Raw genomic sequence first — 25,203 nt, 5'->3', positions numbered from 1 at the left:
GCCGCAACGCGCCGCCGCCGTCCCCGGCGGCCTCCGCAGCCGCACCACACAGCCGCACCACACAGCCGCACCCACGGCACGGAAGGACCACGGTGGTCACCACCCGCTCTCTCGAGGATCTCGACGCGCACAGCTACCAGGACTACGTGGCCGGAGGCCGAGGACTGGTGCTCATCCCCACGGGGGCCACGGAGCAGCACGGCCCCCACCTGCCGCTGGGGGTGGACGCGATGCTCTCCCGCGCCGTCTGCGCCGCAGCCGCGGAGGAGCTCGGCGCCCTGGTGGCACCGACCTTCAGCTACGGCTACAAGTCCCAGCCCCGCTCCGGGGGCGGCAACCACCGTCCCGGCACGACGAGCCTGTCCGGGCAGGCCCTCGTGCTGCAGACCCAGGACGTCGTGCTCGAGTTCTTCCGCCACGGCATCCGCCGGATCGCGGTGGTCAACGGCCACTTCGAGAACTACCAGTTCCTCTACGAGGGACTCGACCTCGCGGTGCGGCAGGCCCGGGCCGGCGGCCTCGACGGCAGCCGGGCCATGCTGCTCTCCTACTGGGACTTCGTCGACGACCAGGCCCTGGAGGCCGTCTTCCCGGACGGCTTCCTCGGCTGGGACGTGGAGCACGGGGGAGTGCTCGAGACCGCACTGATGCTCCACCTGCACCCCGACAAGGTCGACATGTCCCGGGCTCCCGCCCATCCCCCCGCCGAGCTGAGCCCCTACGACGTCTTCCCCGAGGACCCGGCCCGCACTCCGAGCTCCGGGTGCCTCTCCTCCCCCACAGGCGCCACCGCAGAACGCGGCGAGCTGCTGCTCTCCACCGTCCGCTCCGGCATCGTCCGGGCGGTCACCAGCGAGTTCGGGAAGTGAGAACGACATGAAGAAGACCGACGCCTCCGCGGAGGCCGCAGCCGAGGCCAGGACCGTGCCGCGGTTCCGAGGGCGGAACCTGCCCGCTCTGGACCGGGCCGTCATCACGGTCCTGCCTCCGGTGCTCATCGTCGCCGTGCTGGCCGTGGTCACCGTCAACCCGGGCGGCGCGGCCGAGGCCATCTCCGCGGCCCGCACCTTCGTCACCGGCAGCTTCACCTGGCTGTTCATCGCCTATTCGCTCGTGGCGGTCGCCGTCTGCGCGTGGCTGGCCTTCAGCCGGGTCGGCAGCATCCGCCTCGGCGGACCGGACGCCCGCCCGGAGCACGGCAAGTTCGCCTGGTACTCGATGCTCTTCGCCTGCGGGCAGGGCATCGGGCTGATCTTCTGGTCGGTCGCCGAACCGATCCTGCTGCGGGACGAGAACCCCGTCGTCCCTGCGGGGCAGGACGGTGGGGCCGAGGGCGCGATGGTGTGGTCCTACTTCCACTGGGGCTTCACCGCCTGGGCCATGTACTGCGTGGTCGCGGTCTGCCTCGCCTACTCCCACCACAACCTCGGCAAGACCCTCACCTTCCGTGAGGCCACGGTCGACGTCCTCCCGACATGGTCCCAGCGCGGGGCGGGCGTGGTGGTGGAGCTGCTCGCGATCATCGCGACCGTGCTGGGCCTGGCCACCTCCTTCGGCTTCGCCGCCCTGCAGTTCAGCTCGGGGCTCGCTTCCTTCACCGGGCTGTCCTCCGGCCCGGGGGTCTGGCTGCTCGTCATCCTGGGGCTGGCCGGCCTGACCGCGGCCTCCGCGTTCTTCGGCATCAACAAGGGCATGAAGCGGATCAGCGAAGTGAACTCCGTGCTGAGCATCGTGCTGCTCGTGGCCGTGCTCGTCGCCGGTCCCACCATCTTCATCGTCTCGAACGTCACGCAGACGTTCGGGTCCTTCTTCGCCCACTTCCCGGCGATGAGCTTCTGGACCGACGCCGGCACCGCCGGGCAGGGTCTCGCCACCTGGCAGGACAGCTGGAACGGTTGGTGGACCGTGTTCATCTGGTGCTGGGTCATCGCCTTCAGCCCCTTCGTGGCCGGTTTCATCGCCCGCATCTCCCGCGGCCGCACCATCCGCGAGTTCGTCATCGGCGTCACCGTGATCCCCTCGCTGATCGTCATGGTCTGGATCGGGATCATCGGCTCGGCCGCTCTGCACTACGACGACCGCAGCGACCGCGGCATCTCCGCGGCGGTCGCGGCGGACACCTCCAGCGGGCTGTTCGTCATGCTCGAGTCCGTCCCCGTCGTCGGCTCACTCCTGCTCGTGGTGGCCACCGTCCTGGTCGCCACCTACTACGTCACCTCCCTGGACTCCGGCGCGCACGCCCTGGCCGAGTTCGTCTCCGCGCCCCGCCGGGCCGGGCCGATCTTCCGCGTGGTGCTCGTCGCCAGCATCGCCGCCGTGGCGCTCACGCTGCTCACCCTCGGCGGCACCGCGGTGGTCGACACGGTGCAGACCGGCACCATCATCGGAGCCTTCCCGTTCTCCTTCGTCATCCTGTTGATGATCGCGAACCTCGTGCGCCGGCTGCTGACCCGCACGCCGGGGACCGAGCGCCTGGAGCGGGAGGTCAACGACCCCTCGCCGGACGTCCCCGGCACCGACGGCACCCCGGCGGGGGCGGGGGAGGGTCCGGTGCGGCGCACCGCGGCCGTCCCGGAGCCGGTCCCGCCGGTCGTTGATCCCCGACCGCAGCGCTGACCCCCGCGCCCGACGGGTGGTCGCGATGGGCACGTCGTCCCCGCCGGCCGACTGTCCCGGCGCGTCCGGGAGGTGGGAGCGCAGCCCGCGTTCCCACCTCCCGGACGCGTCGTGGTGAACGTCCCGCCCCCGTGACGCAGAATGAGAAGTCCTATGACGCCACCATCCGAGAACACCTCCCCCGGCGAGGCCCGCGCCGCGTCCGTCGTCTCCCACGCGCTGCGGGTCCTGCGCTGCTTCTCCGTGGACGAACCACTGCTGGGGGTGACCGAGATCGCCGCCCGCGTGGGGCTGCACAAGAGCACGGTCTCCCGGCTCCTGGTGACCCTGGAGCAGGAGAACGTGGTGGAGCGCGATCCGCAGACGCGCCGCTACCGCCTGGGCCTCGGCCTGATCTCCGTGGCGGGTCCGCTGCTGGCCGAGCTGGACGAGCGGCGCGCGGCGTACCCGGTGCTGCTGGAGCTGACCGAGCAGACCGGCGAGACGAGCGCTCTGATGGTCTGGAGCGACGATCAGGCCGTCTGTGTGGAGCAGATCCCCAGCCCGCGGCAGATCAAGCACACCACGCCGCTGGGCACCAGGTACAACACCGCGCTCAGCGCCTCGGTGCAGCTCTTCCTCGCGGAGCAGCCACCGGAGCGGGCGCAGGCGCTGCTGCTGTCCGGGATCATCGAGCTGCCCGACCCCACCGAGGCAAGCGTCGGGGCCTACCTGGAGTCACTGCGACAGGTCGCCGAGGAGGGGGTGGCCCTCAACTACGGCAAGACCTCGATGGACGAGGTCGGCGTCGCCGCCGCCGTCCGCGATCACCGGGACCGGACGGTCGCGGCCGTCATGGTCGCGGCGCCGCGCTACCGGGTCACGCCCGAACAGGCCCAGCAGCTCTCCGCCGCCGCCGTGGCGGCGGCCCGGGAGGTGTCCCAGCGGCTCGGGGCCCCTGTGGGGGCCCGCCGCACCGGGCGGGCGTCCCTGGAGGTGCGCTGACCGGGTCCCGTCGGCCCGGGGCCGCGGCCGTCACCCGGTGGAGGCCGCGTCCCGCCCGATCGTCTCCCGCAGGATCTCGCTCGTGCCCCCGAAGATCGTCAGCAGCCGGGAGGCGAGGTAGGCCTGGGCCACCGGGTAGTCGAGGATGTAGCCGTAGCCGCCGTGCAGCTGCAGGCACCGGTCCGTGACGGCCTTGGCCCGCTCGCTCGCCCAGTACTTGGCCTTGGAGGCCCCGACGACGTCGAGCGCCCCGGCGTTGAACGCGTGCACGGCCCGCTGGACGTAGGCCTCGGTGACCTCCACCTCGACCGTCAGCTCCGCGACCTCGAACCGGGAGTGCTGGAAGTCCAGCACCCGGGTGCCGAAGGCCGTGCGCTCCCGGGTGTAGTCAAGGGTGGACTCGAGCGTGGCGCGCGCCACGGCGCTGGCGGCCACGGCGACCGCCAGCCGCCCCTGGGGCAGCAGCTGCCGGATCTGCCGCAGCCCGCCGCCCTCCGCCCCGATCAGGTTCGCGCCGGGGACGCGGACGTCCTCGAAGAACAGCTCGGCGGTGTCCGAGGCCCGCACGCCCATCTTGTCCAGCTGCTTGCCGGCCGAGTAGCCGGGGGAGTCCGTCCTGTGCACCAGGAAGAGGCTGAAGCTGTCCTCCCCGGCGCGCTCGGCGCGCCCGTCCGTGCGGGCCAGCACCAGGGCGGCGTCCCCGCTGATCCCGTTGCCGATGAAGGTCTTCTGGCCGTTGAGCACCCAGTCCTCGCCGTCGCGCACGGCCCTCGTGCGCACCCCGCGCAGGTCGGACCCGGCGCCCGGCTCGGTCCAGGCCACCGAGGTGACCAGTTCCCCGGTGAGGATCCGCGGCAGCCACCGCTCCTGCTGCTCCGCGGTGCCGTGGGCGAGCAGGTGGGGCAGCACCCAGTCGTCGTTGAGGTGCAGCGCCAGGGCCACGCCGAGGGCTCCGCCGCGGACCAGCTCCTCGTCGAGCACGGCGCGGAACCGGTAGTCGGTCAGGCCCATGCCGCCGTGCTCCTCGGGCACGGCGAGGCCGAGCAGGCCCGCCTCGCCGGCGGCGGTCCACATGCTGCGCGGCATCAGGTGCTCGGCGTCCCACTGCGCGTAGTGGGGGGTGACCTCGCGCGCCACGAACTCGCGGGCGACGCCGCGGAACTCTTCGTGCTCCTCCTCGAAGAAGGGCTGGACGGCCGGGGTGGGAGTCATGGGGTGCCTCCTGTGCTGGTGGGAACCGGGTGGCCGGCGGCGTCCGGGTGATCGGTGGGGTCCGGGCGGATCGCGGTGCGCAGCGCGGCCCAGGCCATCTCCTCGAGCGCGGCCCGGGCGGCGTCGAGACGCTCCGCCTCCTGCGGAGTGCGCAGCCGCTGTGCGGCCCGCAGGGAGTGCGGGGTGGAGTTGATCAGTCCGAAGGCGGCCTGGGCGCGCAGGGTGAGGTCGGCGACCTCGCGCGCGGGGGCGAGCTCGCGCAGGGCCTCGACCCACAGGGTCACGTAGCCGCGCTGGAGCACGCGCACCGTGCGGCGGTCCTCGGCCGTCAGGTTGGGCAGCTCCCGGTCCTGCACCACGATCACGGCGGGGCGGTGCAGGGCGAAGTCGACCTGGAAGCGGACCAGGTGCCGCAGTCGCCGCTGTGGGTCGGGGGCGTGCCGGGCCACCTCGCGGCCGCGCTCGAGCAGGTCGTGGCTGACCTCGAGCAGCACCGCGCCCAGGACGGCCTGCTTGCTCGCGAAGTGCCGGTAGACCGCGGGGCCGCTGACGCCCGCGGCTGCGCCGATGTCGTCGATCGAGACCCCGGCGAAGCCCCGCTCGGCGAAGAGCGTGGCGGAGGCGGCGAGCAGGTCCTGCCGGCGCCGGGCCTTCGCCTGCCCGCGCACCGTGGTGGGCTGCGGGCTGGGTCGGCGGTCGGTCTGCGGCATGCGGTCCTTCTTCCGGCGGCGGGGCGGGCGTTCCTGGACATTTTAGTGAGTCGCCACTAACCTGACGACCAAGTTAGTCCAGACTAACCGAAAGGGCCTCCCGGACCCGGGGCCGGATCGGGACGGAGGAACGGATGCGGGTGCTGAGCAGCCGGGTGGACCCGGGCAGCCCGGACTTCGGCGCCAACGCGGCCGCCCAGCACCGGCTCGTCGAGGAGCTCGGGGCACGCCTGGAGCGGGTGGCGCAGGGCGGGCCGGCGGCCTCGCGGGCGCGGCACGTGGGCCGCGGCAAGCTGCTGCCGCGCGAGCGGGTGGACCACCTGCTCGACCCCGGCAGCCCGTTCCTGGAGGTCGGCGCCCTGGCGGCCGAGGGAATGTACGACGACGAGTGCCCCGCCGCCGGGCTGATCGCCGGCATCGGGCTCGTGCACGGCCGGCAGGTGATGGTCGTCTGCAACGACGCCACGGTCAAGGGCGGCACGTACTACCCCATGACGGTCAAGAAGCACCTGCGCGCCCAGGAGATCGCCCTCGAGAACCGGCTGCCCTGCGTCTACCTCGTGGACTCCGGCGGGGCGTTCCTGCCGCTGCAGGACGAGGTCTTCCCGGACCGCGAGCACTTCGGGCGGATCTTCTACAACCAGGCCAACCTCTCGGCCGCGGGCGTCGCCCAGATCGCCGCGGTGCTGGGCTCCTGCACCGCCGGCGGGGCCTACGTGCCGGCGATGAGCGACGAGACCGTGATCGTGCGCGGACAGGGCACGATCTTCCTCGGCGGCCCGCCGCTGGTGAAGGCCGCCACCGGCGAGGAGGTCACCGCGGAGGAGCTGGGCGGCGGCGAGCTGCACGCGGCCGTCTCCGGGGTGGTCGACCACCTCGCGGAGAACGACGAGCACGCCCTGGAGATCGTCCGCGACATCGTCGCGACCCTGCCCCCGCCCGCCCCCCGCGCCTGGCCGGTCCGGGCGGCGGAGCCACCGGCCGTGGCCGAGGACGAGCTGGCCGGCGCGGTCCCGGTGGACCCCAACGCCGGCTACGACGTGCGCGAGGTGATCGCCCGCCTCGTGGACGGGTCCCGCTTCGCCGAGTTCAAGGCGGAGTACGGCACCACGCTCGTCACCGGCTTCGCCCACCTGCACGGCCACCCGGTGGGCATCGTGGCCAACAACGGGGTGCTCTTCGCCGAGTCGGCGATGAAGGGCGCCCACTTCATCGAGCTGTGCGACCAGCGCGGGATCCCGCTGCTGTTCCTGCAGAACATCACCGGCTTCATGGTGGGCCGCGACTACGAGGCCGGCGGCATCGCCAAGCACGGCGCCAAGATGGTCACCGCCGTGGCCACCACCCGGGTCCCGAAGCTGACCGTGGTGATCGGGGGGTCCTTCGGGGCCGGCAACTACTCCATGTGCGGGCGCGCCTACTCCCCGCGGTTCCTGTTCCTGTGGCCCCAGGCGAGGATCTCGGTGATGGGCGGGACGCAGGCCGCCTCGGTGCTGGCCACCGTAAAGGCCGACCAGCTGGCCGCCCGCGGGCAGGACTGGGACGCGGAGGAGCGCGAGGCGTTCATGGCGCCCATCCGCCGGCAGTACGAGGAGCAGGGCAACCCCTGGTACTCCACCGCCCGGATGTGGGACGACGGCGTGATCGCCCCCTCCGACACCCGCGAGGTGCTCGGGCTGGCCCTCGAGGTCTGCTCCCGCGCCCCGCTGCCCGAGCCGGCCTTCGGCCTCTTCAGGATGTGAGCCCCGTGACTCCCAGCACGCCCCCGCGCCGCTTCGACGTCGTGCTCGTCGCCAACCGCGGCGAGATCGCCCGCCGGATCCTGCGCACCCTCAAAGCGCTGGGCATCCGCTCGGTCGCGATCTACAGCGAGGCCGACCGCGACGCGGTGCACGTGCGCGAGGCCGACGTGGCCGTGTGCGTGGGCCCGGCCGCGCCGGCGCAGAGCTACCTGCGCATCGACGCCGTGGTCGAGGCCGCCCGCGCCACCGGGGCGCAGGCGGTCCACCCCGGCTACGGGTTCCTCTCCGAGAACGCCGGCCTGGCCCGCGCGTGCGCCGCGGCCGGCATCGCCTTCGTCGGCCCCGGCGCCGAGGCCCTGGAGATCATGGGGGACAAGATCCGCGCCAAGCGGCACGTGGCCGCCGCCGGGGTGCCCGTCGTGGCCGGGGTCTCGGACCCGGGCCTCGACGACGACGCCCTGGTGGCCGCCGCCGCCGGCATGGACTACCCGCTGCTGATCAAGCCCTCGGCCGGGGGCGGCGGCAAGGGCATGCACGTGGTCGAGGACCCCGAGCGGCTGCCCGAGGCCCTCGCCACCGCCCGCCGGGTCGCGGCCGCCGCGTTCGGGGAAGACACCCTGTTCCTGGAACGGCTCATCGAGTCCCCCCGGCACATCGAGGTCCAGGTCCTCGCCGACACGCACGGGACCGTGGTCCACCTGGGCGAGCGCGAGTGCTCGCTGCAGCGCCGGCACCAGAAGGTGATCGAGGAGGCGCCCTCGCCGCTGCTGGACCCCGCCACGCGGGAGCGGATCGGGCAGGCCGCCTGCCGGGTGGCCCGCTCGGTCGGCTACGCCGGCGCCGGGACCGTGGAGTTCCTCGTGGCCGCGGACCGGCCGGAGGAGTTCTTCTTCATGGAGATGAACACCCGCCTGCAGGTCGAGCACCCGGTGACCGAGCTGGTGACCGGCGTGGACCTCGTGGAGCACCAGCTGCGCGTCGCCGCGGGGGAGCCCCTCGCCCTGGCCCAGCAGGACGTGGTGCTCACCGGCCACGCGGTGGAGGCGCGGGTCTACGCCGAGGACCCCGCGCGCGGCTTCCTGCCCACCGCCGGCACCGTGCTCGCGCTCGAGGAGCCCTCCGGCCCCGGGATCCGCGTGGACTCCTCCCTGGCCGCGGGCCTCACGGTGGGCTCCGACTACGACCCCATGCTGGCCAAGGTGATCGCCTGGGGCGAGGACCGCGAGCAGGCCCTGGACCGGCTGGACTCCGCCCTGGCGGACACCGTGGTGCTCGGGGTGGGCACCAACACCGAGTACCTGCGCGCCCTGCTCGCCGATCCCGCCGTGCGCGCCGGGGAGCTGGACACCACCCTCATCGAGCGGCGCCTGCCGGAGCTGGAGTTCGCCGCCCCGGACGAGACCCACTTCGCCGCCGCGGCCGCCTTCCTGCGGGCCCGGGCCGCCGCGCCCGGTCCAGGGCCTGGCTCCGGGCCCTGGGACCGCGCCGAGGGCTGGCGGCCCACCGGCCGGGCCCGGCCGGCGGTGGAGCTCGCCCACGGGCTGGAGCAGCCCCGCCGCACCGTCGTCGACGACGGCGCGGCGCCTGGTGCCCCTGCCCGGCCGGGCGGCCGCGCACCTGCTGGAGGCCGGCGGGACCGCCCGCGTCGTCCACGTCGCGGCCGGGGAGGGCAGCGTCTGGGTGGGCGAGGACGGGTTCGCCGTCGAGCTCCACGTGCTGACCCGCGAGGAGCGGCTGGAGCGGGCGCTCGCGGCCCTGGAGCGCACGGCGGGGCCCGCCGCGCCCGAGCTGCACTCGCCCATGCCCGGCACCGTCGTCGCGGTCCCCATCGCGGCGGGGGAGCGGGTCGCGGAGGGGCAGACCGTGGTGGTCGTCGAGGCCATGAAGATGGAGCACCGGCTGACCGCCCCCACCGCCGGAACCGTCGAGCTGTCCGTGCGGGCCGGAGCGCAGGTCGCCCTGCACCAGCTGCTCGCCCGCGTGGTGCCCGACGTCCCCGGCACCGCACCCGGCACCGGTCCGGCGGCGCCCGGGACCCCGCCGGCCACCGATCCGACCAGTCAGGAGCACAGCGCATGAACTTCGAGCTCGACGAGGAGTACCAGGACCTCTCCGACACCGTCCGGGAGTTCGCCGACGAGGTGATCGCCCCCGTCTCGGCCCGCTACGACCGGGACCACGCGTTCCCCTACGACATCGTGGCGCAGATGGGCGAGCTGGGCCTGTTCGGCCTGCCCTTCCCCGAGGAGTACGGCGGGATGGGCGGGGACTACTTCGCGCTGTGCCTGGCGCTCGAGCAGATCGCCCGGGTCGACCAGTCCGTGGCCATCACCCTCGAGGCCGGGGTGTCGCTGGGTGCCATGCCGATCTTCCGCTTCGGCACCGAGGAGCAGAAGCAGCAGTGGCTGCCCGACCTCGCGACGGGCCGGGCGCTCGCCGGCTTCGGGCTCACCGAGCCGGAGGCCGGCTCGGACGCCGGCGGCACCCGCACCACCGCCAGGCGGGAGGACGGGCAGTGGGTGGTCGACGGCGCCAAGGAGTTCATCACCAACTCCGGCACGGACATCACCCGCCTGGTCAACGTCACCGCGGTCACCGGCACCACGCAGCTGCCGGACGGGCGGGCCAAGAAGGAGATCTCCACGATCATCGTCCCCACGGACACCCCCGGCTTCCGCGCCGAGAAGGCCTACGACAAGGTCGGCTGGAACGCCTCGGACACCCACCCGCTGTCCCTGCAGGACGTCCGGGTCCCGGAGGACCACCTCCTGGGCGAGGAGGGGCGCGGCTACGCCAACTTCCTGTCCATCCTCGACGAGGGGCGCATCGCCATCGCGGCCCTGGCCACCGGCGCGGCCCAGGGCTGCGTCGAGGAGTCGGTGCGCTACGCGGGCGAGCGCACCTCCTTCGGCCGGCCCATCGGGGGAAACCAGGCGATCTCCTTCAAGATCGCCCGCATGCAGGCCCGCGCGCACACGGCCCGGCTGGCCTACTACGACGCCGCGTCCCGGATGCTGGCCGGCCGGCCGTTCAAGACGCAGGCCGCGATCGCCAAGCTCGTGGCCGGGGAGGCCGCGATGGACAACGCCCGGGACGCCACCCAGGTCTTCGGCGGCTACGGGTTCATCAACGAGTCCCGGGTGGCCCGTCACTACCGCGACTCCAAGATCCTCGAGGTCGGCGAGGGCACCACCGAGGTGCAGCTCATGCTCGTTGCCCGCGAGCTGGGACTGTGAGGGGGCGGCCGTGAGCGCACCGCGAAAGGTGGTCCGCCAGCGCGGGCTGTGGTTCGAGGAGTTCGAGGAGGGCACCGTCTACGAGCACGCCCCGGGCGCACGGTGACCGAGGCCGACAACGTCCTGTTCACCACCCTCACCATGAACACCCAGTCCCTGCACCTCGACGCCGCGTGGGCCGGGCGCCAGCCCTTCGGGCAGCGCCTGGTGAACTCGATGTTCACGCTCTCCACCCTCGTGGGCGCCTCCGTGGCGCAGCTGACCCAGGGCACCATCGTCGCCAACCTCGGCTTCGAGGAGGTGCGGTTCCCGCACCCGCTGCACCACGGCGACACCCTGTACTCGTCCTCCGAGATCCTCGGCACCCGCCCGTCCTCCTCCCGGCCCGGGCAGGGGATCGTGCGCGTCAAGCACGTCGGGCGCAACCAGGACGGGGTGGTGGTCGCCGAGTGCACCCGCTCCGTGCTCATGTGGTCCCGCGACGCCGCCCCGCGGTGACCCCGGTGCCCGGGACCCTTCCCGTGCCCGCCGCGCCACCGCCCCACCACCCGTTCCGAAGGAGCCGCCCGTGACCGACGACCCCGCCCTCGGCCCCGCCCTGCTGTTCTGCCCGGCCGACCGCCCCGACCGCTACGCCAAGGCCGCCGCGCGGGCCGACACCGTGATCCTCGACCTCGAGGACGCCGTGGCCGGGCCGGACAAGCCCGCCGCCCGGGACGCCCTCGTGGCCACGCCCCTGGACCCCGCCCGCACCGTCGTGCGGATCAACGCCGGGGACACCGAGGACTTCGCCCACGACCTCGTCGCCCTGCGGCACACCCGGTACACCACCGTGATGCTGCCCAAGGCCGCCTCCGCCGAGCGGCTCGCCGTCGCCGCGGAGCTCGGCCTGGACCGGGTGATCGCCCTGTGCGAGACCGCCGAGGGCGTCGGGAACGCGGCCGAGATCGCCCGGGCCCCCAACGTGGTGGCGCTGATGTGGGGCGCCGAGGACCTGGTCGCCTCCCTGGGCGGCAGCTCATCCCGCCGCCCGGACGGCGCCTACCGGGACGTCGCCCGGCACGCCCGCTCCGCGGTGCTGCTGGCCGCCGGCGCCGCCGGCAAGCCCGCCGTCGACGCCGTGCACGTCGACATCGCCGACCTCGACGGGCTGCGCGACGAGGCCCTCGACGCCGTGGCCTCCGGCTTCGCCGCCACCGCCTGCATCCACCCCGGCCAGGTGGAGACCGTCCGCGCCGCCTACCGCCCCGCCGAGGAGGAGGTCGCCGCCGCCCGGGAGCTGCTCGCGGCCGCCCGGGACGCCGCCGGCGTCTTCACGTTCCGCGGGCGGATGGTCGACGAGCCCCTGCTCCGCCACGCCGAGCGCCTCGTGCGCCGCGCCGGCGGCTGAGCCCCGTGTCCGACCACCCCGTCCGGAGGAGACCATGAACCGGCCCCTGACCATCGTCGTCCCCGTCAAGCACGTCCCCGAAGCCCAGGGCGAGCGCGTCCTCACCGGTGACCCGCCCGTGCTCGAGCGCGGCCCCGGGATCCTCTCCGAGCTCGACGAGTACGCGCTCGAGGCCGCCCTGCAGCTCGTCGAGGCCGCCGGCGGCGCGGAGGCCGGTCACCGGGTGCACGCCCTCACCGTCGGCCCGGCGGACGCAGCGGCCGCCCTCAAGCGCGCCCTCCAGCTGGGCGCCGACGCCGGCGTGCACGTGCTCGACGACGCCCTGGCCGGCTCGGACGCCTGGGCCACCGCCCGGGTGCTCGCCGCCGCGGTCGAGCGGATCGCCGAGGAGGAGTCCCGGCCGGTGGACCTCGTGCTCACCGGCATGGCCTCCACGGACGGGGAGACCTCCCTGGTCCCCGGTCAGCTGGCCGAGCGGCTCGGCCTGGCCCACGTCGGCTTCGCGAGCTCGCTGGCCCTCGCCGAGGACGGCGCCTCGCTCACCGCCACCCGGCACACCGGGGCCGAGGTCCTCGAGCTCGTCGCGCAGCTGCCGGCGCTCGTGGCCGTCACCGACCGGGCCAACACCCCGCGCTACCCGAACTTCAAGGCGATCGTGGCGGCCAAGAAGAAGCCCGTGCGCACGTGGTCGGCCGCCGACCTCGGGCTCGGCCCGGGCGACGTGGGCCTCGCCGGCTCCCTCACCCGCGTGCTCGAGGCCGTGCCCCGCCCGCCGCGCACCACCGGGGAGGTCGTGGTGGACGAGGGCGAGGGCGGGATCCGCCTCGCCGAGTTCCTCGTGGCCCAGAAGCTCGTCTGACCCCACCACGTCTGACCCCCCACGTCTCGCCCGATCACGTCTCGCCCGGGTGCCCGGGCAGGAGGAGGACCCTCATGACCACGACCCTGGTGGTGCTGGACACCACGGAGCGGCTGCGCCGCGGCGACCGGGAGCTGCTCGTGCTCGCGAGCACCCTGGGCGAGGCGCACGCCGCGCTCCCGGCGACGCCCGGGGACGGGCTGCTCGACGAGCTGGCCGGCCACGGTGCGGCCGCCGTGCACGTCCCCGCGGACGGCGCGGGCGACCGGCTGACCACCCCCGCCGTCGCGCTCGCGGCGGCGGCCGCCCGGGCGAGCGGCGCCGGGGCGGTGCTGCTGCCCAACACCCCGGAGGCCAAGGACGTCGCCGCGCGCCTGGGTGTGCGGCTCGAGGCGGCGGTGATCACCGACGTGGTGGCCCTGGACACGGATCTGGTGGCGACCAAGTCCGTCCTCGCCGGCGGCTGGACCACCCGGTGCCGGGCCGTGAGCCCGGTGCTGGTCGCCACCGTCCGGCCCAACTCGGTGGAGCTCCCGGCCGAGCTCCCGGCCGGGGCGGACCGCCCGGCGGTGCACGTGCACGACGTCGACGACGCGGTCCCCGCCGCGCGCGTGGTCGGGCGCACCGAGCTGCCCGCCTCCGGGCGGCCGGCCCTGGGGGAGGCGCGCGTGGTCGTGGCCGGCGGCCGCGGCACGGGCGGGGACTTCGGCCCGCTCGAGGAGCTCGCGGACGTCCTCGGCGGCGCGATCGGCGCCTCCCGCGCCGCGGTGGACGCCGGGTGGATCGGCCCCGAGGCGCAGGTGGGGCAGACCGGCCGCACCGTCTCCCCGCAGCTCTACGTCTCGTGCGGGATCTCCGGGGCCGTGCAGCAGCGCGCGGGCATGCAGACCGCCCGGGTGATCGTGGCGGTCAACAAGGACGAGCAGGCGCCGGTCCTCGAGATCGCCGACCTCGGGATCGTGGGCGACCTCAGGAAGGTGCTGCCCCAGGCGGTCGAGCACCTGCGGTCGCTGCGCGGATAGCCGCCGCGGCCCGGCCCGAAGCGGCCCGACCCCGACCGGGCCGGGCCGGTGGCGGATCGGCCCGGTCGGCCGGCCGTGGCGGCGGCCCCGGGGCCGGGCTAGCTCAGAACCCGGAGGGGTTCCGGGGGGTGTAGGCCTCCTCGAGGCGCCGGACCTCCTCGTCCGTCAGGTCCAGCTCGGCGGCGGCCGCGGCGTCGTCGATGTGCTGCTCGCGGGTCGCGCCCACGATCGGCGCCGTCACGGCGGGCCGGCCGGCGACCCACGCGAGGGCCACCTGGGCCATCGGCACGCCGCGCTCGTCGGCCATGGCAGCGACCGCGTCGACGATCGCCCGGTTCGCCGCCACGTCCTGCGTGTAGAGGCCCTGGCCGAACGCGTCGGTGCTCTCCCGGGTGCCGGAGCCGGCGGCGCCCCAGGGCCGGGTGAGCCGGCCGCGGGCGAGCGGGCTCCAGGGCAGCACGCCCACCCCGGTCGCCCGGCAGAACGGGTGCATCTCCCGCTCCTCCTCGCGCTCGAGCAGGTTGTACTGGTCCTGCATCGAGACGAACCTGGTCCAGCCGTGCAGCTCGGCGGTGTGCTGCAGCTGCGCGAACTGCCACGCCCACATGCTCGAGGCCCCGAGATAGCGGGCCTTGCCGGCCTTCACGACGTCGTGCAGGGCCTCCATGGTCTCCTCGACGGGCGTGCGGGGGTCGAACCGGTGGATCTGGTACAGGTCGACGTAGTCGGTCCCCAAGCGCTGCAGCGACGCGTCGATCTCGTGCATGATCGCCGCCCGGCTGAGGCCGCCGCCGTTGCGCGCGTCCCGCATCCGACCGTGGACCTTGGTGGCGATCTGGAGCTCCTCCCGCGGAGCGATCTCCCGGAGCAGCGTGCCGGTGATCTCCTCGCTGGAGCCCAGCGAGTACACGTTGGCCGTGTCGAACGTGGTGATCCCGGCTCGTAGGCGCGGCGCACGAACGGGCGGGCCTCGTCGAGGCCCACGCTCCACGCGTGCGACCCCTTGGCCGGATCCCCGTAGCTCATCATGCCCAGCACCACGGCGCTCAGCTCCAGGCCGGAGCTCCCCAGACGGACGGTTCTCATGACGGTTCTCCTTCTGCACGGCGGACGATGGCGCGGCGGGCGACGGACGGTGGCACGGAGCCACGGCGAGGTCGCGGGCCCGCTCCCGATCCTAGGAGAGCGCGCCCCGACCGGCCGGACCGCGGGCTCAGCGCGCCACGGTCCGGTGCCCGGCGTCCAGCCGCCGGGTCCAGCCGCGCGCGTCCAGGTGCTCCAGCAACGGGATCGCCACGCGCCGCGTGGTGCCCAGCGCCTGGCGCGCCTGGCTCGTGGTGAAGGGCTGCGGCAGCCGGGCGAGCTCGCGCATGGCCAGGGCGGGGGCCGTGGGGAGCAGCACGAGCCCCTCCCCGATCCGGAGCAGCCGCCCGGCACGCTCGGCGGCGGCGAGCTCGCGGGCGCCAGGCGCAGCGCCGTCAGGTCCTCGGCCTCCGGGGCGCGGAAGGGCTCGGCCGCGAGCCGGTGCTCCAGCCGGCGCACGGCCGGCTCGTGCGCGCCGAGGCCGCCCCGGTGCTGCGGGGAACGGATGTGGCCGCCCTCCTGCGCCAGGCCGGCACCGCGGACCACCGGGTCGACCAGGGCGGCGTCGGGCAGCGCGAGCAGGTCACGGGCGGCACCCCGGGACAGGCCCGCCGCCAGGGGGTCACGGGCGTGCAGCTCCTCCACGGCCGTGCGCAGCCGCTCCTGCCAGGCGTCGAGCACGGGAGCGTGCACCCACCAACCGCCGGCCGCGCGCACCCCCGCGGGCGGGGCGGCGTCCGCGGCGGCCAGCAGGCCGAGCCGGTGCAGGCGCTCCGCAGGGACCGCGCCGCGCGGCCACCTCGGCGAGCACGTCCCCGCGGGCGTCCAGGCCGGTGAGGCGCGCGGCCCGGCGCGCCCGGTCGCCGCGCCGCCGCAGTGCGGGCGGGTCGGCGTCGAGGACCAGGCGCCGCCGAGCACCGAGCGGCTGCCGGATCGCGCAGCACCACGGCGGTCCCGGAGGACGAGGGCGAGGGGCGGTCGAGGGCCAGCCGGGCGTGGTCGTCGTCGAAGGGACTGAGCCGGGCCGGGACCGCCGCGGTGCCGGCGTGCACCACGAGCTGCTCGGCCAGGAGCGGGAACGCGGACCCGGTGGTGCGGCGGACGTCGAGGACGCCGGTGACCGGCCACGCGCCGGGGGTGACCAGGGCGTCGCCGCGGTGCACGTCGTCGGCCGGCACCCCGCGCAGGTTCACGGCCACCCGGGCGCACGGCTCCAGCGACGCGGCCGGCCGGTTGCGGCTGTGCAGCCCGCGCACCGCCACCGGCCGGGCCCCGCCCGCGCCGAGCAGCTCCAGCCGGTCGTCCTGCCGGAGGGTGCCCGCGGCCAGGGTGCCGGTCACCACCGTGCCGGACCCGGTGATCGTGAAGGAGCGGTCCACCCACAGCCGCAGCCGCCCGTCGGCAGGCGCGGGCGCCTGCGCCAGGACGTCGTCGAGCGCGGCGCGCAGCTCGTCCAGGCCCGTGCCCTCGAGGGCCGAGACGGTGACGGCGGGCGCGTCGCGCAGGCCCGTCCCGGCCAGCTCCGCCCGGACCTGCGCGAGCACCTCCTCGGCGCGCCCGGGCGCCCGGTCGGCCCGGGTGAGCACCACCACGCCGCGCTCGATGCCCAGGGCCGCGACCGCGTCGCGGTGGTCCCCGGACTGCGCCTGCCAGCCCTCGTCGACCGCGACGACGAAGCACACCACCGGGGCCGGGCCGAGCCCGGCGAGCATGTTGCCGAGGAAGCGCTCGTGGCCGGGGACGTCCACGAAGGCCACGTCCCGCCCGGAGGGCAGCGTGGTCCAGGCGTAGCCCAGGTCGATGGTCAGCCCGCGGCGGCGCTCCTCCTCCCACCGGTCGGGCTCCATGCCGGTGAGGGCCCGCACCAGGGTGCTCTTGCCGTGGTCGACGTGCCCGGCCGTGGCGACGACGTGCACGCTCACCGGGTTCCTCCGGTATCGCCGTCCGTCCCGTCCAGGGCGGTCAGGGCGGCGCGCACCGCGGCGAGCAGACGGTCGTCGTCGGACTCGGGCACGCAGCGCAGGTCGAGCAGGCAGGCGTGGTCGTGGACCCGAGGCAGCACGGCCGGGCGTCCGGCGCGCAGCGGCGCGGCCGCCGCCTCGGGCAGCCGGACCGCCCACCCCGCAGCGGCACGCCGGGAGCGCCGCCGCCGCCGACCCGGCCGTCGTGGGGACCATCGGCGGCGCCGACGGCCGCCGCGAGCCGCTCGGCGCGGGCACGCAGCCGGCCGGGGTCGGCGTGCAGCGCCCGGACCACGGGGTGGGCCCGCCGGCGAGCGTGGCCTCCAGCGCGGCGAGCGCGAGCTTGTCGGCGCGCACCGCGCGGGCGAGGGGGTGGCCGGCCAGCCGGGCGACGACCTCCGCGCGGCCGAGCACCACCCCGGCCTGCGGGCCGCCGAGCAGCTTGTCGCCGCTGGCGATGACGATGTCCGCACCGCCCGCGAGGGCGGAGGCGGCGTCCGGCTCTCCCGGCAGGTGCGGGTCGGGGGTCAGCAGGCCGCTGCCCAGGTCGGCCACCAGGGGCACGCCGTGGGCGCGCGCCAGCGGCCGCAGCTCCTCCGGCCCGACGCCCGAGGTGAAGCCCTCCACCCGGAAGTTGCTCGGGTGCACCTTGAGCAGGCACCCGGTCTCCGGGCCGAGCGCCTCCGCGTAGTCGCGCAGGTGCGTCCGGTTGGTCGTGCCCACCTCGCGCAGCCGGGCTCCGGTCGACTCGATGAGCTCCGGCAGCCGGAAGCCCGCCCCGATCTCGACGAGCTCGCCGCGGCTGATCACCACCTCGCGGCCGGCCGCCAGCGCCGTGGTGGCCAGCACCAGCGCGGCCGCCCCGTTGTTGACCACCAGCGCCTCCTCGGCGGGCGGGCAGGCGGCGAGCAGGGCCGCCCGGGCCCCGGCGCCGCGGCGGGACCGGGTGCCGGTGCGCAGGTCCAGCTCCACGTCGACGTACCCGGCCGCCGCCGTCAGCGCCTCGGTCGCGGCCGCCGACAGCGGCGCGCGGCCCAGGTTGGTGTGCACGACCACCCCGGTGGCGTTGAGCACCGGGGTCAGGGTCGACGCGGAGCGCTGCGTGAGCGCGGCCAGGACCGCCGGCTCGACCTGGTCGGGGGTGAGCTCACCGCGCCGCGCCCGCTCCTGGGTCCCGCGCACCAGGGAGCGGACGACCTCCTCGCTCAGCCGCTCGCGGGCCCGGCGGACAGCCGGCAGACCCATGAGCTGGTCGGTGCGCGGGATCAGGCGACGCGGATCGTCCTGGGCCACAGTTCCTCCTCGGCGAGCCGGGCGCATGACAGACGGTGACGGACGCAGCCGTTGACGGAAACGGAAGTTGGCGGAGGCGGACGGGAATCGAACCCGCCAGACCGAGGTGCTCGGTCTCACCGGTTTTGAAGACCGGGGGGCCCACCAGGACCCGGACGCCTCCGCCGCCCAACCTAGCACCCTCCCCACCACTAGGCTGACGGCATGGAACAGACCCGCACGCCGCACCCGTCCCTGCCCGAGACCGGCGCGGTCCGGCTGACCGGCTTCGCCCACGGCGGCGGCTGCGCCTGCAAGATCCCGCCCGGGGAGCTCGAGGACGCGGTGCGGGGTCTCACCGGACAGACGGGAGCCGGTGTGCTGGTCGGCCTCGACGACGGCGACGACGCCGCGGCCGTCCTGGTGCGCGAGGACCTCGCGGTGCTCTCCACCGCCGACTTCTTCACCCCGGTCGTCGACGACGCCTACGACTGGGGTCGGATCGCCGCCGCGAACGCGCTGTCGGACGTCTACGCCATGGGCGGGCGCCCGGTCATGGCGATCAACCTGGTGGGCTGGCCGCGGGACGTGCTCCCGATGGAGCTGCTGACGGAGGTGCTGCGCGGCGGCCTGGCGGTGGCCTCCGAGGCGGGGTGCCCGGTGATCGGGGGCCACTCCATCGACGACCCGGAGCCGAAGTACGGCATGGCCGTGACGGGTGTGGCAGATCCCGCCCGGCTGCTGCGCAACGACGCCGCCGCGCCCGGGCTGCCCCTGACCCTCACCAAGCCGATCGGCGTGGGGCTGCTCAACAACCGGCACAAGGCGACCGGTGAGGTCTCCGCCGAGGCCGTGGCCACGATGACCCGGCTCAACCGGGACGGCGCCGAGGCCGCGCTGGCCGCCGGGGCCCGGGCGGCCACCGACGTCACCGGGTTCGGGCTGCTCGGGCACCTGCACAAGATGTGCCGCGCCTCCGGGGTCGGCGCGGTCCTGGACCGGGCGGCGGTGCCCCTGGTCGAGGGGGCCCAGGAGGCGCTGCGGGACGGCTTCGTCTCCGGGGGGACCCGCCGCAACCTCGACTGGGTGCGCCCCCACCTTCGCGCCGGGGCCGGCGTGCCCGAGGAGGACCTGCTGCTGCTGGCCGACGCGCAGACCTCGGGCGGGCTGCTCGTCGTCGGCGAGCTGCCCGGCTACCCGGTGATCGGCCACACCGTGGCCGGATCCGGCATCGAGGTGCGCTGAGCGCCGTCCCGGGACGGCGCTCAGCCGGCCGTGGTGATCGAGTCGTCGACGACGCCGGCGGCCCGCCGGGCGGCCAGGCGCGCCTTCTGCGGCTCGATCGTGTAGCGGGGGTCCTGGGCCGAGTGGATCCCGGCCTCCAGCACGCCGAACCGCGTCAGCGCGGAGGAGGCCAGCAGCGCCAGCCCCGACACCGCGGCGACCGCCCGGTGCCGTCCGCCCAGCAGCGTGCCGAGACCGCCGGCGACCGCCAGCCGCTCGCTCCACACCAGCATCGTCCCGGCCGGTCCGTGGTGCAGCGGCTCGGCCGCCACGGGGTGCATCCGCCGCTCCATCAGCTTCGTGGCGACCAGCTCCCCGGCCACGCCCAGCACGGCGATCCGGCGGGCGGGGCCGGCCTGGCCGACCGACGTCGTGACCATCGCCAGACCGCCGGAGGCGAGGCTCGCCGAGCTCACGAAGACGAACGCCAGGTGCTCGCGGGCGTCGTTCCAGGTGGGGGTCGCCGTGTCGGAGAGCAGGACCGCGGTGTAGGCGGCCAGCGGCCCGGCGAACACGGCGGCCTCGACCCCGGCCGGTCCCTCGACCGCGCGCAGCACCGGGCGCAGCGGCCCCAGGGGCAGACGGGCACCGGTCATCCGGTCGACCTCGGCCACGGCCGCGGTGCCCATGCCGGCGCCGAACGCGCTGAGGATCCAGGAGCCCACGCTCATGGGAGACGTCACCTTGAACGTGCGCAGCATGTTGAAGAAGCGCTCCGGCCGGCCGAGGTCGGCGACCAGGGCCACCGCGCCGGCGCCGAGGGCGGCCACCGAGCCCAGCCGGGCGTTGCGGCGCAGCTCGTCCCGGCCGGTGAGCTGACCGCCCAGGGCGAGCAGCGCCGAGCCGCCGGCCACGCCGCCGAGGAACAGGTACGCGGCGACCTCGTGGCCCCACGGCGCCGGCTTGACCACCGCTCGCCCGTAGTAGGACGTGAACTCCGCCTCCGGGACCATCGGCATCTCGCGCGAGCCGTCGCCCCCGCCGCCCTGGCCGGGGCCCCCGGCGGGCGCGGCCGCCGCGCCGGCCGGCGGCGCGGCTGCTCGGGGGGACGGTAGCGTCGAACTCGGAGAGGCTCACGAACGGCCTCCCGCGAAGGCCAGGGCGGCGGCGGCGAGCATGCCCGCCGCGGCCAGGCCGGCCCGCCGGTACATCTGGGGCAGGTCGGCGGTCGGCACCCGCGGGTCCGGCGGCAGCCCGTACACCTCCGGCTCGTCGAGCAGCAGGAACACCGACCCGGTGCCGCCCACGCCGTCGAGCTCGTTGGCGCCGTACAGCCTTGCCTCGGTGCGCCCCTGGGCGTGCAGCTCCGCGACCCGCTCCCGCGCCTGGTCCACCATGTCGTCGTGCTCGCCGTACTTGATGGAGGTGGTGGGGCAGGTCTGCGCGCAGGCGGGCGTCTGGTCGTCCACCATGCGGTCGTAGCACAGGGTGCACTTCTGGGCGATGCCCACCTTCGGCACCTCGGGTCGGGTCCCGGGCTGCTCGCCCCGCTTCGTGCGCGGCGCGGCCGTGCCGTCGGTGCGCCGCTCGATCACGCCGAACGGGCAGCCGGCCACGCAGGTGCCGCACCCGTTGCACACGTCGTCCTGCACCACCACGGTGCCGTGCTCGGTGCGGAACAGCGCACCCGTGGGGCACACGTCGAGGCACCCGGCGTGCGTGCAGTGCTTGCAGACGTCGGAGGACATCAGCCAGCGGAACTCCTCGGTGTCCGGCGGGGTGGTGTCCTCCGCCGCCGCCCGCGGGCGCGTCTCGGGAGGCCCCACCTGGGGCATGCCGAGGCTCACGAGCTTGCGCCCGGACTCCCGGGCCTCCTCGATGCGCTCGCTGTCCTGCTCGACGAACGCCACGTGCCGCCAGGTGCTCGCGCCCAGGGAGCCGGTGTTGTCGTAGGAGGACTCCAGCAGCCGCAGGTCCCCGTCCTGGGGGTTCTGGTTCCACTCCTTGCAGGCCACCTCGCAGGCCTTGCAGCCGATGCAGATCGAGGTGTCGGTGAAGAAGCCCTTCCGCGGGTGCTGGTGCTCCCAGTGCGCGTCGGCGGTGGGGTCGGTCGGTCCGGCCAGCTGGCCCATCAGTTCTCCCTCTGGGGTTCGGTGCTCGGATCGGTGCTCGGGTCAGTGCTCTCCGGGGCGGCCCCGGCGGTGTCGGGCGGATCCACCCGGGTGTTGCCGGTCGCCACGGTGGCGCCCGCCCGCACCTGGTAGTCCGCGACGAGCTCGAGCAGCGCGGCGCCCTGCGGGCGGCGGCCCGGCCGGATGTGGCAGGAGCCGACCTTGGAGTCCTGGATCTGCACGTTGGGCTCGAGCGTGAGGCCCAGCAGGTCGTTGGCCGAGTCGCCGCTGACCACCGCGTCGTCGCCCACACCCCAGTGGTAGGGCAGCCCGATCTGGTGCACGGTCTGCCCGCGCACCACCAGCGGGGTCATCCGGTCGGTGACGAGCACCCGAGCCTCGATCGCCGCCCGCGGCGAGACGATCGTGGCCCAGCCGTAGGGCTCCAGCCCGCACTCGGCGGCGAGCTCGGGGGAGACCTCGCAGAACATCTCCGGCTGCAGCTCCGAGAGGTACGGCAGCCACCGGCTCATGCCGCCGGCGGTGTGGTGCTCGGTGAGCCGGTAGGTGGTGAACACGTAGGGGTACACGTCCGCCCCCGGCTCCCCGGCGCTCGGGGCGCTGAGGTTGTCCGGGCGGGCGAACAGCACCCGGGACGGGTTGCGCTGCTGGTTGTACAGGGCGTTGTCGATCGGCGACTCCTGCGGCTCGTAGTGCGTGGGCAGCGGCCCGTCCAGCACGCCCTTGGGCGCGTAGAGCCAGCCCTTGCCGTCGGCCTGCATGATGAACGGGTCGTCGCCGGCGAGTGCGGCCGCGCCCCCGGCGTCGGGGTCGGGGCGGGTGCCGGGGGCGAGGTGCAGCGGGAAGTCGGGCACGTCGTCCCCCACCCACCGGTCCTGCTCCTCGTCCCACCACACGAGCTTCTTGCGCTCGCTCCAGGGCCGGCCTCCGGGTCGGCCGAGGCGCGGTTGTAGAGCAGGCGGCGGTTGGCCGGCCACGCCCACCCCCACTCCAGCGCGGCGGCGTCCTGCTCCTGGCCGGGCCGGCGCAGGGCGGCGCGGTTGACGCCGTCGGCGTAGACCCCGGTGTAGATCCAGCAGCCGCCGGAGGTCGAGCCGTCCGCGCGCATCTCGGTGTACGACGACAGCGGTCTCCCGGCGTCCGGGCCGGTGAGGTGACGGCCGTTGATCTCGGCCAGCACCGCCTCGGGGTCCGGCTCGCCGTGCTCGTCGACGGGGTAGTCCCAGGTGAGATCCAGCAGCGGGCGGTCGCGCTCGTCCTCGGACCCGGCCAGCCGCTCCCGGATCCGCCGGCCCAGCTCGAAGAAGAACTGCAGCTCGCTCTGGCACTCGCCCGGCGGCGCCACGGCCTGGTGGCGCCACTGCAGCAGCCGCTGGGTCTGGGTGAACGTGCCCGACTTCTCCACGTGCGTGGCCGCGGGCAGGAAGAACACCTCGGTCTCGATGTCCTCGGTGCGCAGCTCGCCCGAGGCGATCTCCGGGCCGTCCTTCCACCAGGTCGCCGACTCGATGAGGTTGAGGTCCCGCACCACCAGCCACTTGAGGTGGGACATGGCCATCCGCTGCATCCGGCCGTTGGAGGACCCCACGGCGGGGTTCTGGCCGAGGACGAAGTAGCCGTCCACCTCGTCCTCGAGCATCTTCGTCAGCGTCTGGAAGGTGCCGTGGGCGCCGGTGAGGCGCGGCAGGTAGTCGTAGGCCCAGTCGTTGTCCGCGGTGGCGGCGTCCCCCCACCAGGCCTTGAGCAGGCTGGTCGTGTAGGCGTCGGCCTCGGCCCAGTAGCCCTTCTGCTTCTTCGAGGCGATCGCGGCCAGGTAGTCGTCGAGCGTGTCGTGGGTGCCGGCCACCGGCATCGGCAGGTAGCCGGGCAGCAGGTTGAACAGCGTCGGGATGTCGGTCGAGCCCTGGATGCTGGCGTGCCCGCGCAGGGCCATGATCCCTCCGCCGGGACGGCCCATGTTGCCCAGCAGCAGTTGCAGGATCGAGGCGGTGCGGATGAACTGCGCGCCCAGGCTGTGCTGGGTCCAGCCCACGGCGTAGGCGAAGCAGGTGGTCCGCTCGCGCCCGGAGTTCTCGGTGACGGAGCGGGCCAGGTACGCGAAGTCCTCAGGGGCGATGCCGCACACCTCCTGCACCATCTCGGGGGTGTAGCGCGCGAAGTGCCGCTTGAGGATCTGGAACACCGTCCGGGGGTCCTGCAGGGTGTCGTCGTGCTGCATGCGGGCGTGCTCCATCGGGGCGCCGCCGCTGCCGAGCTGCTGGCCGGCCGCCTCCTCCACGGCCTCGACGCCGGCCTCGACACCGTCCTGGGTGTCGCCCTCGGGCGCGTCCACCTTGCCGTCGTGGTTCCTGCTGGGGCCTTCCTCGTCCTCGGCGTAGGCCCAGGTGGACATGTCGTACTGGCCGGTCTCCGGGGCGAAGCCGGAGAACAGCCCGTCGAGGTCCTCGGCGTCGCGGAAGTCCTCGTTCACGATCGTGGCCGCGTTGGTGTAGGCGCGGACGTACTCCTCGAACCACAGGTCGTGGGTGAGCACGTGGTTGATCAGCGCGCCGAGCAGGACGATGTCCGAACCGGCCCGGATCGGGACGTGCTTGTCAGCGACCGCCGAGGTGCGGGTGAAGCGAGGATCGACGTGGATCACGCGGGCCCCGCGGGCCTTGGCCTCCGTCACCCACTGGTAGCCCACGGGGTGGCACTCGGCCATGTTGGAGCCCTGGATGACGATGCAGTCGGCGTTGGCCATGTCCTGCAGGGACTGCGTCGCGCCACCGCGACCGAACGAGGCTCCCAGACCGGGAACCGTGGCGGAGTGTCAAATACGGGCCTGGTTCTCGATCTGGATCGCTCCCGCGGCGGTGAAGAGCTTCTTGATCAGGTAGTTCTCTTCGTTGTCCAGCGTCGCGCCGCCCAGGGCGGCGAGGCCCATCGTGCGGCGCAGCGGCCGGCCCTGCTCGTCGGTGTCCTGCCACCCGTTGCGGCGGGCCTCGAGGACGCGGTCGGTGATCATGTCGACGGCGGTGTCCAGGTCCAGGTGCTGCCACTCGGTGGCCCGGGGGGCGCGGTAGAGCACCCGCGTCTGCCGGCCCGGCGCGTTGACGAGCTGCTCGCTGGCCGAGCCCTTGGGACAGAGGCGGCCGCGGGAGATCGGCGAGTCCGGGTCGCCCTCGATCTGGACGACCTTCTCGTCCTTGACGTACACCCGCTGCCCGCAGCCCACCGCGCAGTACGGGCACACGCTCTGCACCACGCGGTCCGCGGTGCTGGTGCGCGGGGCCTGCTCCCGGGTGCGCTCGGAGGTCACGGCCGGGCCGCGACCGAGCAGGTCGCCCGAACGAAGCTGCCGGACGACCGGCCATTCCAGAGGACTGAACCGTGCCATGGGAGGAGCATAGCCCGCCGGGCCCCGCTGTGGCACGGGCCACGCCGATCGGGCCGGCACCGACCCGCTCCGTCCGGGCCCGGCACCCGGGGTGCTCAGCGCGGGGTCCGGGCCTCCGGCGTCGCGACCGGACGGGCACGTCCGCCCAGGACCAGGCGGCGGGTGCCGCCGACCGCGGCCCCGACCACCCGCTCGAGCGGGCCCTGGCCGAACCACTTCTGCCACAGCACGGCGAAGCCGGCGGCCACGGCCACGTGCACGGCGAACCAGGGCCACGGGTGGTCGTAGTGGAGCGTCGTGGCCAGGGCGAGCAGGTGGGCCGAGTACAGGGTCAGGGTGCGCCCGCCCATGGCGCCCAGGGTGGTCCACAGCGGGTTCGCC

Annotated in this window: 15 protein-coding genes, 1 tRNA gene and 7 pseudogenes; 12 read left to right on the top strand and 11 right to left on the bottom strand. The window is 74.8% G+C overall.

Translation table 11 applies throughout. From position 1 onward, the window contains the following. Positions 1-92: 92 nt before the first annotated feature. From BJF77_RS12010 to BJF77_RS12000, 3 genes are all read left to right on the top strand, one after another. On the top strand, positions 93-869 hold the full coding sequence (locus tag BJF77_RS12010; protein WP_075872297.1) for a creatininase: 777 nt from the start codon (positions 93-95) through the stop codon (positions 867-869). A gap of 7 nt (positions 870-876) precedes the next feature. Beyond that, positions 877-2,616, top strand: coding sequence for a BCCT family transporter (locus BJF77_RS12005; protein ID WP_075872296.1), 1,740 nt, complete (start codon positions 877-879; stop codon positions 2,614-2,616). Positions 2,617-2,769: 153 nt separating this feature from the next. Next, positions 2,770-3,600 carry an IclR family transcriptional regulator gene (locus tag BJF77_RS12000; protein ID WP_083665124.1) on the top strand — a complete coding sequence of 277 codons (831 nt, stop codon included), beginning with the start codon at positions 2,770-2,772 and terminating at the stop codon, positions 3,598-3,600. 30 nt (positions 3,601-3,630) lie between these two features. Here the strand turns inward: BJF77_RS12000 and BJF77_RS11995 are convergent, their stop codons facing one another. Further along, positions 3,631-4,812, bottom strand: a complete 1,182-nt coding sequence (locus tag BJF77_RS11995) for an acyl-CoA dehydrogenase family protein (RefSeq protein WP_047803849.1) — start codon at positions 4,810-4,812, stop codon at positions 3,631-3,633. Next, positions 4,809-5,522, bottom strand: a complete 714-nt coding sequence (locus tag BJF77_RS11990; protein ID WP_075872294.1) for a TetR/AcrR family transcriptional regulator — start codon at positions 5,520-5,522, stop codon at positions 4,809-4,811. Before BJF77_RS11990 ends, BJF77_RS11995 begins: the two co-directional genes overlap by 4 nt. 134 nt (positions 5,523-5,656) lie before the next feature. Here BJF77_RS11990 and BJF77_RS11985 point away from each other — a divergent pair, with 134 nt between their 5' ends. From BJF77_RS11985 to BJF77_RS11955, 8 genes and pseudogenes are all read left to right on the top strand, one after another. Then, complete coding sequence (locus BJF77_RS11985; RefSeq protein WP_075872293.1) at positions 5,657-7,264, top strand: carboxyl transferase domain-containing protein; 1,608 nt, start codon at positions 5,657-5,659, stop codon at positions 7,262-7,264. Beyond that, positions 7,150-8,565, top strand: a pseudogene (locus BJF77_RS21825) (acetyl/propionyl/methylcrotonyl-CoA carboxylase subunit alpha); the annotation flags it as partial. The gene BJF77_RS11985 and the pseudogene BJF77_RS21825, both read left to right, overlap by 115 nt. A gap of 499 nt (positions 8,566-9,064) precedes the next feature. Further along, positions 9,065-9,343, top strand: coding sequence for an acetyl-CoA carboxylase biotin carboxyl carrier protein subunit (locus tag BJF77_RS21820; RefSeq protein ID WP_255396243.1), 279 nt, complete (start codon positions 9,065-9,067; stop codon positions 9,341-9,343). Beyond that, positions 9,340-10,500: an acyl-CoA dehydrogenase family protein gene (locus BJF77_RS21045; protein ID WP_075872292.1), complete on the top strand. Its 1,161-nt coding sequence runs from the start codon at positions 9,340-9,342 to the stop codon at positions 10,498-10,500. Before BJF77_RS21820 ends, BJF77_RS21045 begins: the two co-directional genes overlap by 4 nt. A 28-nt stretch (positions 10,501-10,528) precedes the next feature. Next, positions 10,529-10,998, top strand: a pseudogene (locus BJF77_RS11970) (MaoC family dehydratase). A 70-nt stretch (positions 10,999-11,068) separates the two neighbouring features. Further along, positions 11,069-11,890 (top strand): CoA ester lyase, encoded by an 822-nt coding sequence (locus BJF77_RS11965; RefSeq protein WP_075872291.1) that lies wholly within the window; start codon positions 11,069-11,071, stop codon positions 11,888-11,890. A 34-nt stretch (positions 11,891-11,924) separates the two neighbouring features. Then, positions 11,925-12,749: an electron transfer flavoprotein subunit beta/FixA family protein gene (locus tag BJF77_RS11960; RefSeq protein ID WP_187347274.1), complete on the top strand. Its 825-nt coding sequence runs from the start codon at positions 11,925-11,927 to the stop codon at positions 12,747-12,749. A 74-nt stretch (positions 12,750-12,823) separates the two neighbouring features. Further along, positions 12,824-13,771, top strand: coding sequence for an electron transfer flavoprotein subunit alpha/FixB family protein (locus BJF77_RS11955; protein ID WP_075872290.1), 948 nt, complete (start codon positions 12,824-12,826; stop codon positions 13,769-13,771). Between the two features lie 103 nt (positions 13,772-13,874). On the opposite strand, the pseudogene BJF77_RS11950 reads toward BJF77_RS11955, so the two are convergent. The 5 genes and pseudogenes from BJF77_RS11950 to BJF77_RS11935 form a co-directional block, all read right to left on the bottom strand. Next, a pseudogene (locus tag BJF77_RS11950) lies at positions 13,875-14,857 on the bottom strand (aldo/keto reductase). A 127-nt stretch (positions 14,858-14,984) separates the two neighbouring features. Next, the gene (locus BJF77_RS22720) at positions 14,985-15,173 is read right to left on the bottom strand and encodes a SelB C-terminal domain-containing protein (RefSeq protein ID WP_369821404.1); all 189 of its coding nucleotides are present in this window, start codon (positions 15,171-15,173) and stop codon (positions 14,985-14,987) included. A gap of 76 nt (positions 15,174-15,249) precedes the next feature. After that, positions 15,250-16,704, bottom strand: a pseudogene (locus BJF77_RS11945) (GTP-binding protein); the annotation flags it as partial. A 68-nt stretch (positions 16,705-16,772) separates the two neighbouring features. Then, positions 16,773-18,108: pseudogene (gene selA / locus BJF77_RS11940) on the bottom strand (L-seryl-tRNA(Sec) selenium transferase). Between the two features lie 68 nt (positions 18,109-18,176). Next, positions 18,177-18,271 (bottom strand) — tRNA-Sec (locus BJF77_RS11935). Positions 18,272-18,342: 71 nt separating this feature from the next. Between BJF77_RS11935 and selD the strand changes: the two genes are divergently transcribed. Then, positions 18,343-19,332 carry a selenide, water dikinase SelD gene (selD, locus tag BJF77_RS11930; RefSeq protein WP_369821405.1) on the top strand — a complete coding sequence of 330 codons (990 nt, stop codon included), beginning with the start codon at positions 18,343-18,345 and terminating at the stop codon, positions 19,330-19,332. Positions 19,333-19,352: 20 nt separating this feature from the next. Here selD and nrfD read toward each other — a convergent pair whose 3' ends face one another. The 4 genes and pseudogenes from nrfD to BJF77_RS11905 all read right to left on the bottom strand — a co-directional run. Then, the gene (gene nrfD, locus BJF77_RS11925; protein ID WP_139318552.1) at positions 19,353-20,330 is read right to left on the bottom strand and encodes an NrfD/PsrC family molybdoenzyme membrane anchor subunit; all 978 of its coding nucleotides are present in this window, start codon (positions 20,328-20,330) and stop codon (positions 19,353-19,355) included. A 114-nt stretch (positions 20,331-20,444) separates the two neighbouring features. After that, positions 20,445-21,443 carry a 4Fe-4S dicluster domain-containing protein gene (locus BJF77_RS11920; protein ID WP_075872288.1) on the bottom strand — a complete coding sequence of 333 codons (999 nt, stop codon included), beginning with the start codon at positions 21,441-21,443 and terminating at the stop codon, positions 20,445-20,447. Continuing rightward, positions 21,443-24,822: pseudogene (fdh, locus tag BJF77_RS11915) on the bottom strand (formate dehydrogenase). The gene BJF77_RS11920 and the pseudogene fdh overlap by 1 nt, the downstream one beginning before the upstream one ends. A gap of 95 nt (positions 24,823-24,917) precedes the next feature. Next, positions 24,918-25,203 (bottom strand): annotated as a pseudogene (locus BJF77_RS11905) (hypothetical protein); the annotation flags it as partial.

Origin of the sequence: Kocuria sp. CNJ-770, assembly GCF_001942375.1 — a bacterium.
Taxonomy (GTDB): domain Bacteria; phylum Actinomycetota; class Actinomycetes; order Actinomycetales; family Micrococcaceae; genus Kocuria; species Kocuria oceani.
Note: the sequence above shows the minus strand (reverse complement) of the source record. Positions and strands in the feature narration are given on the sequence as shown.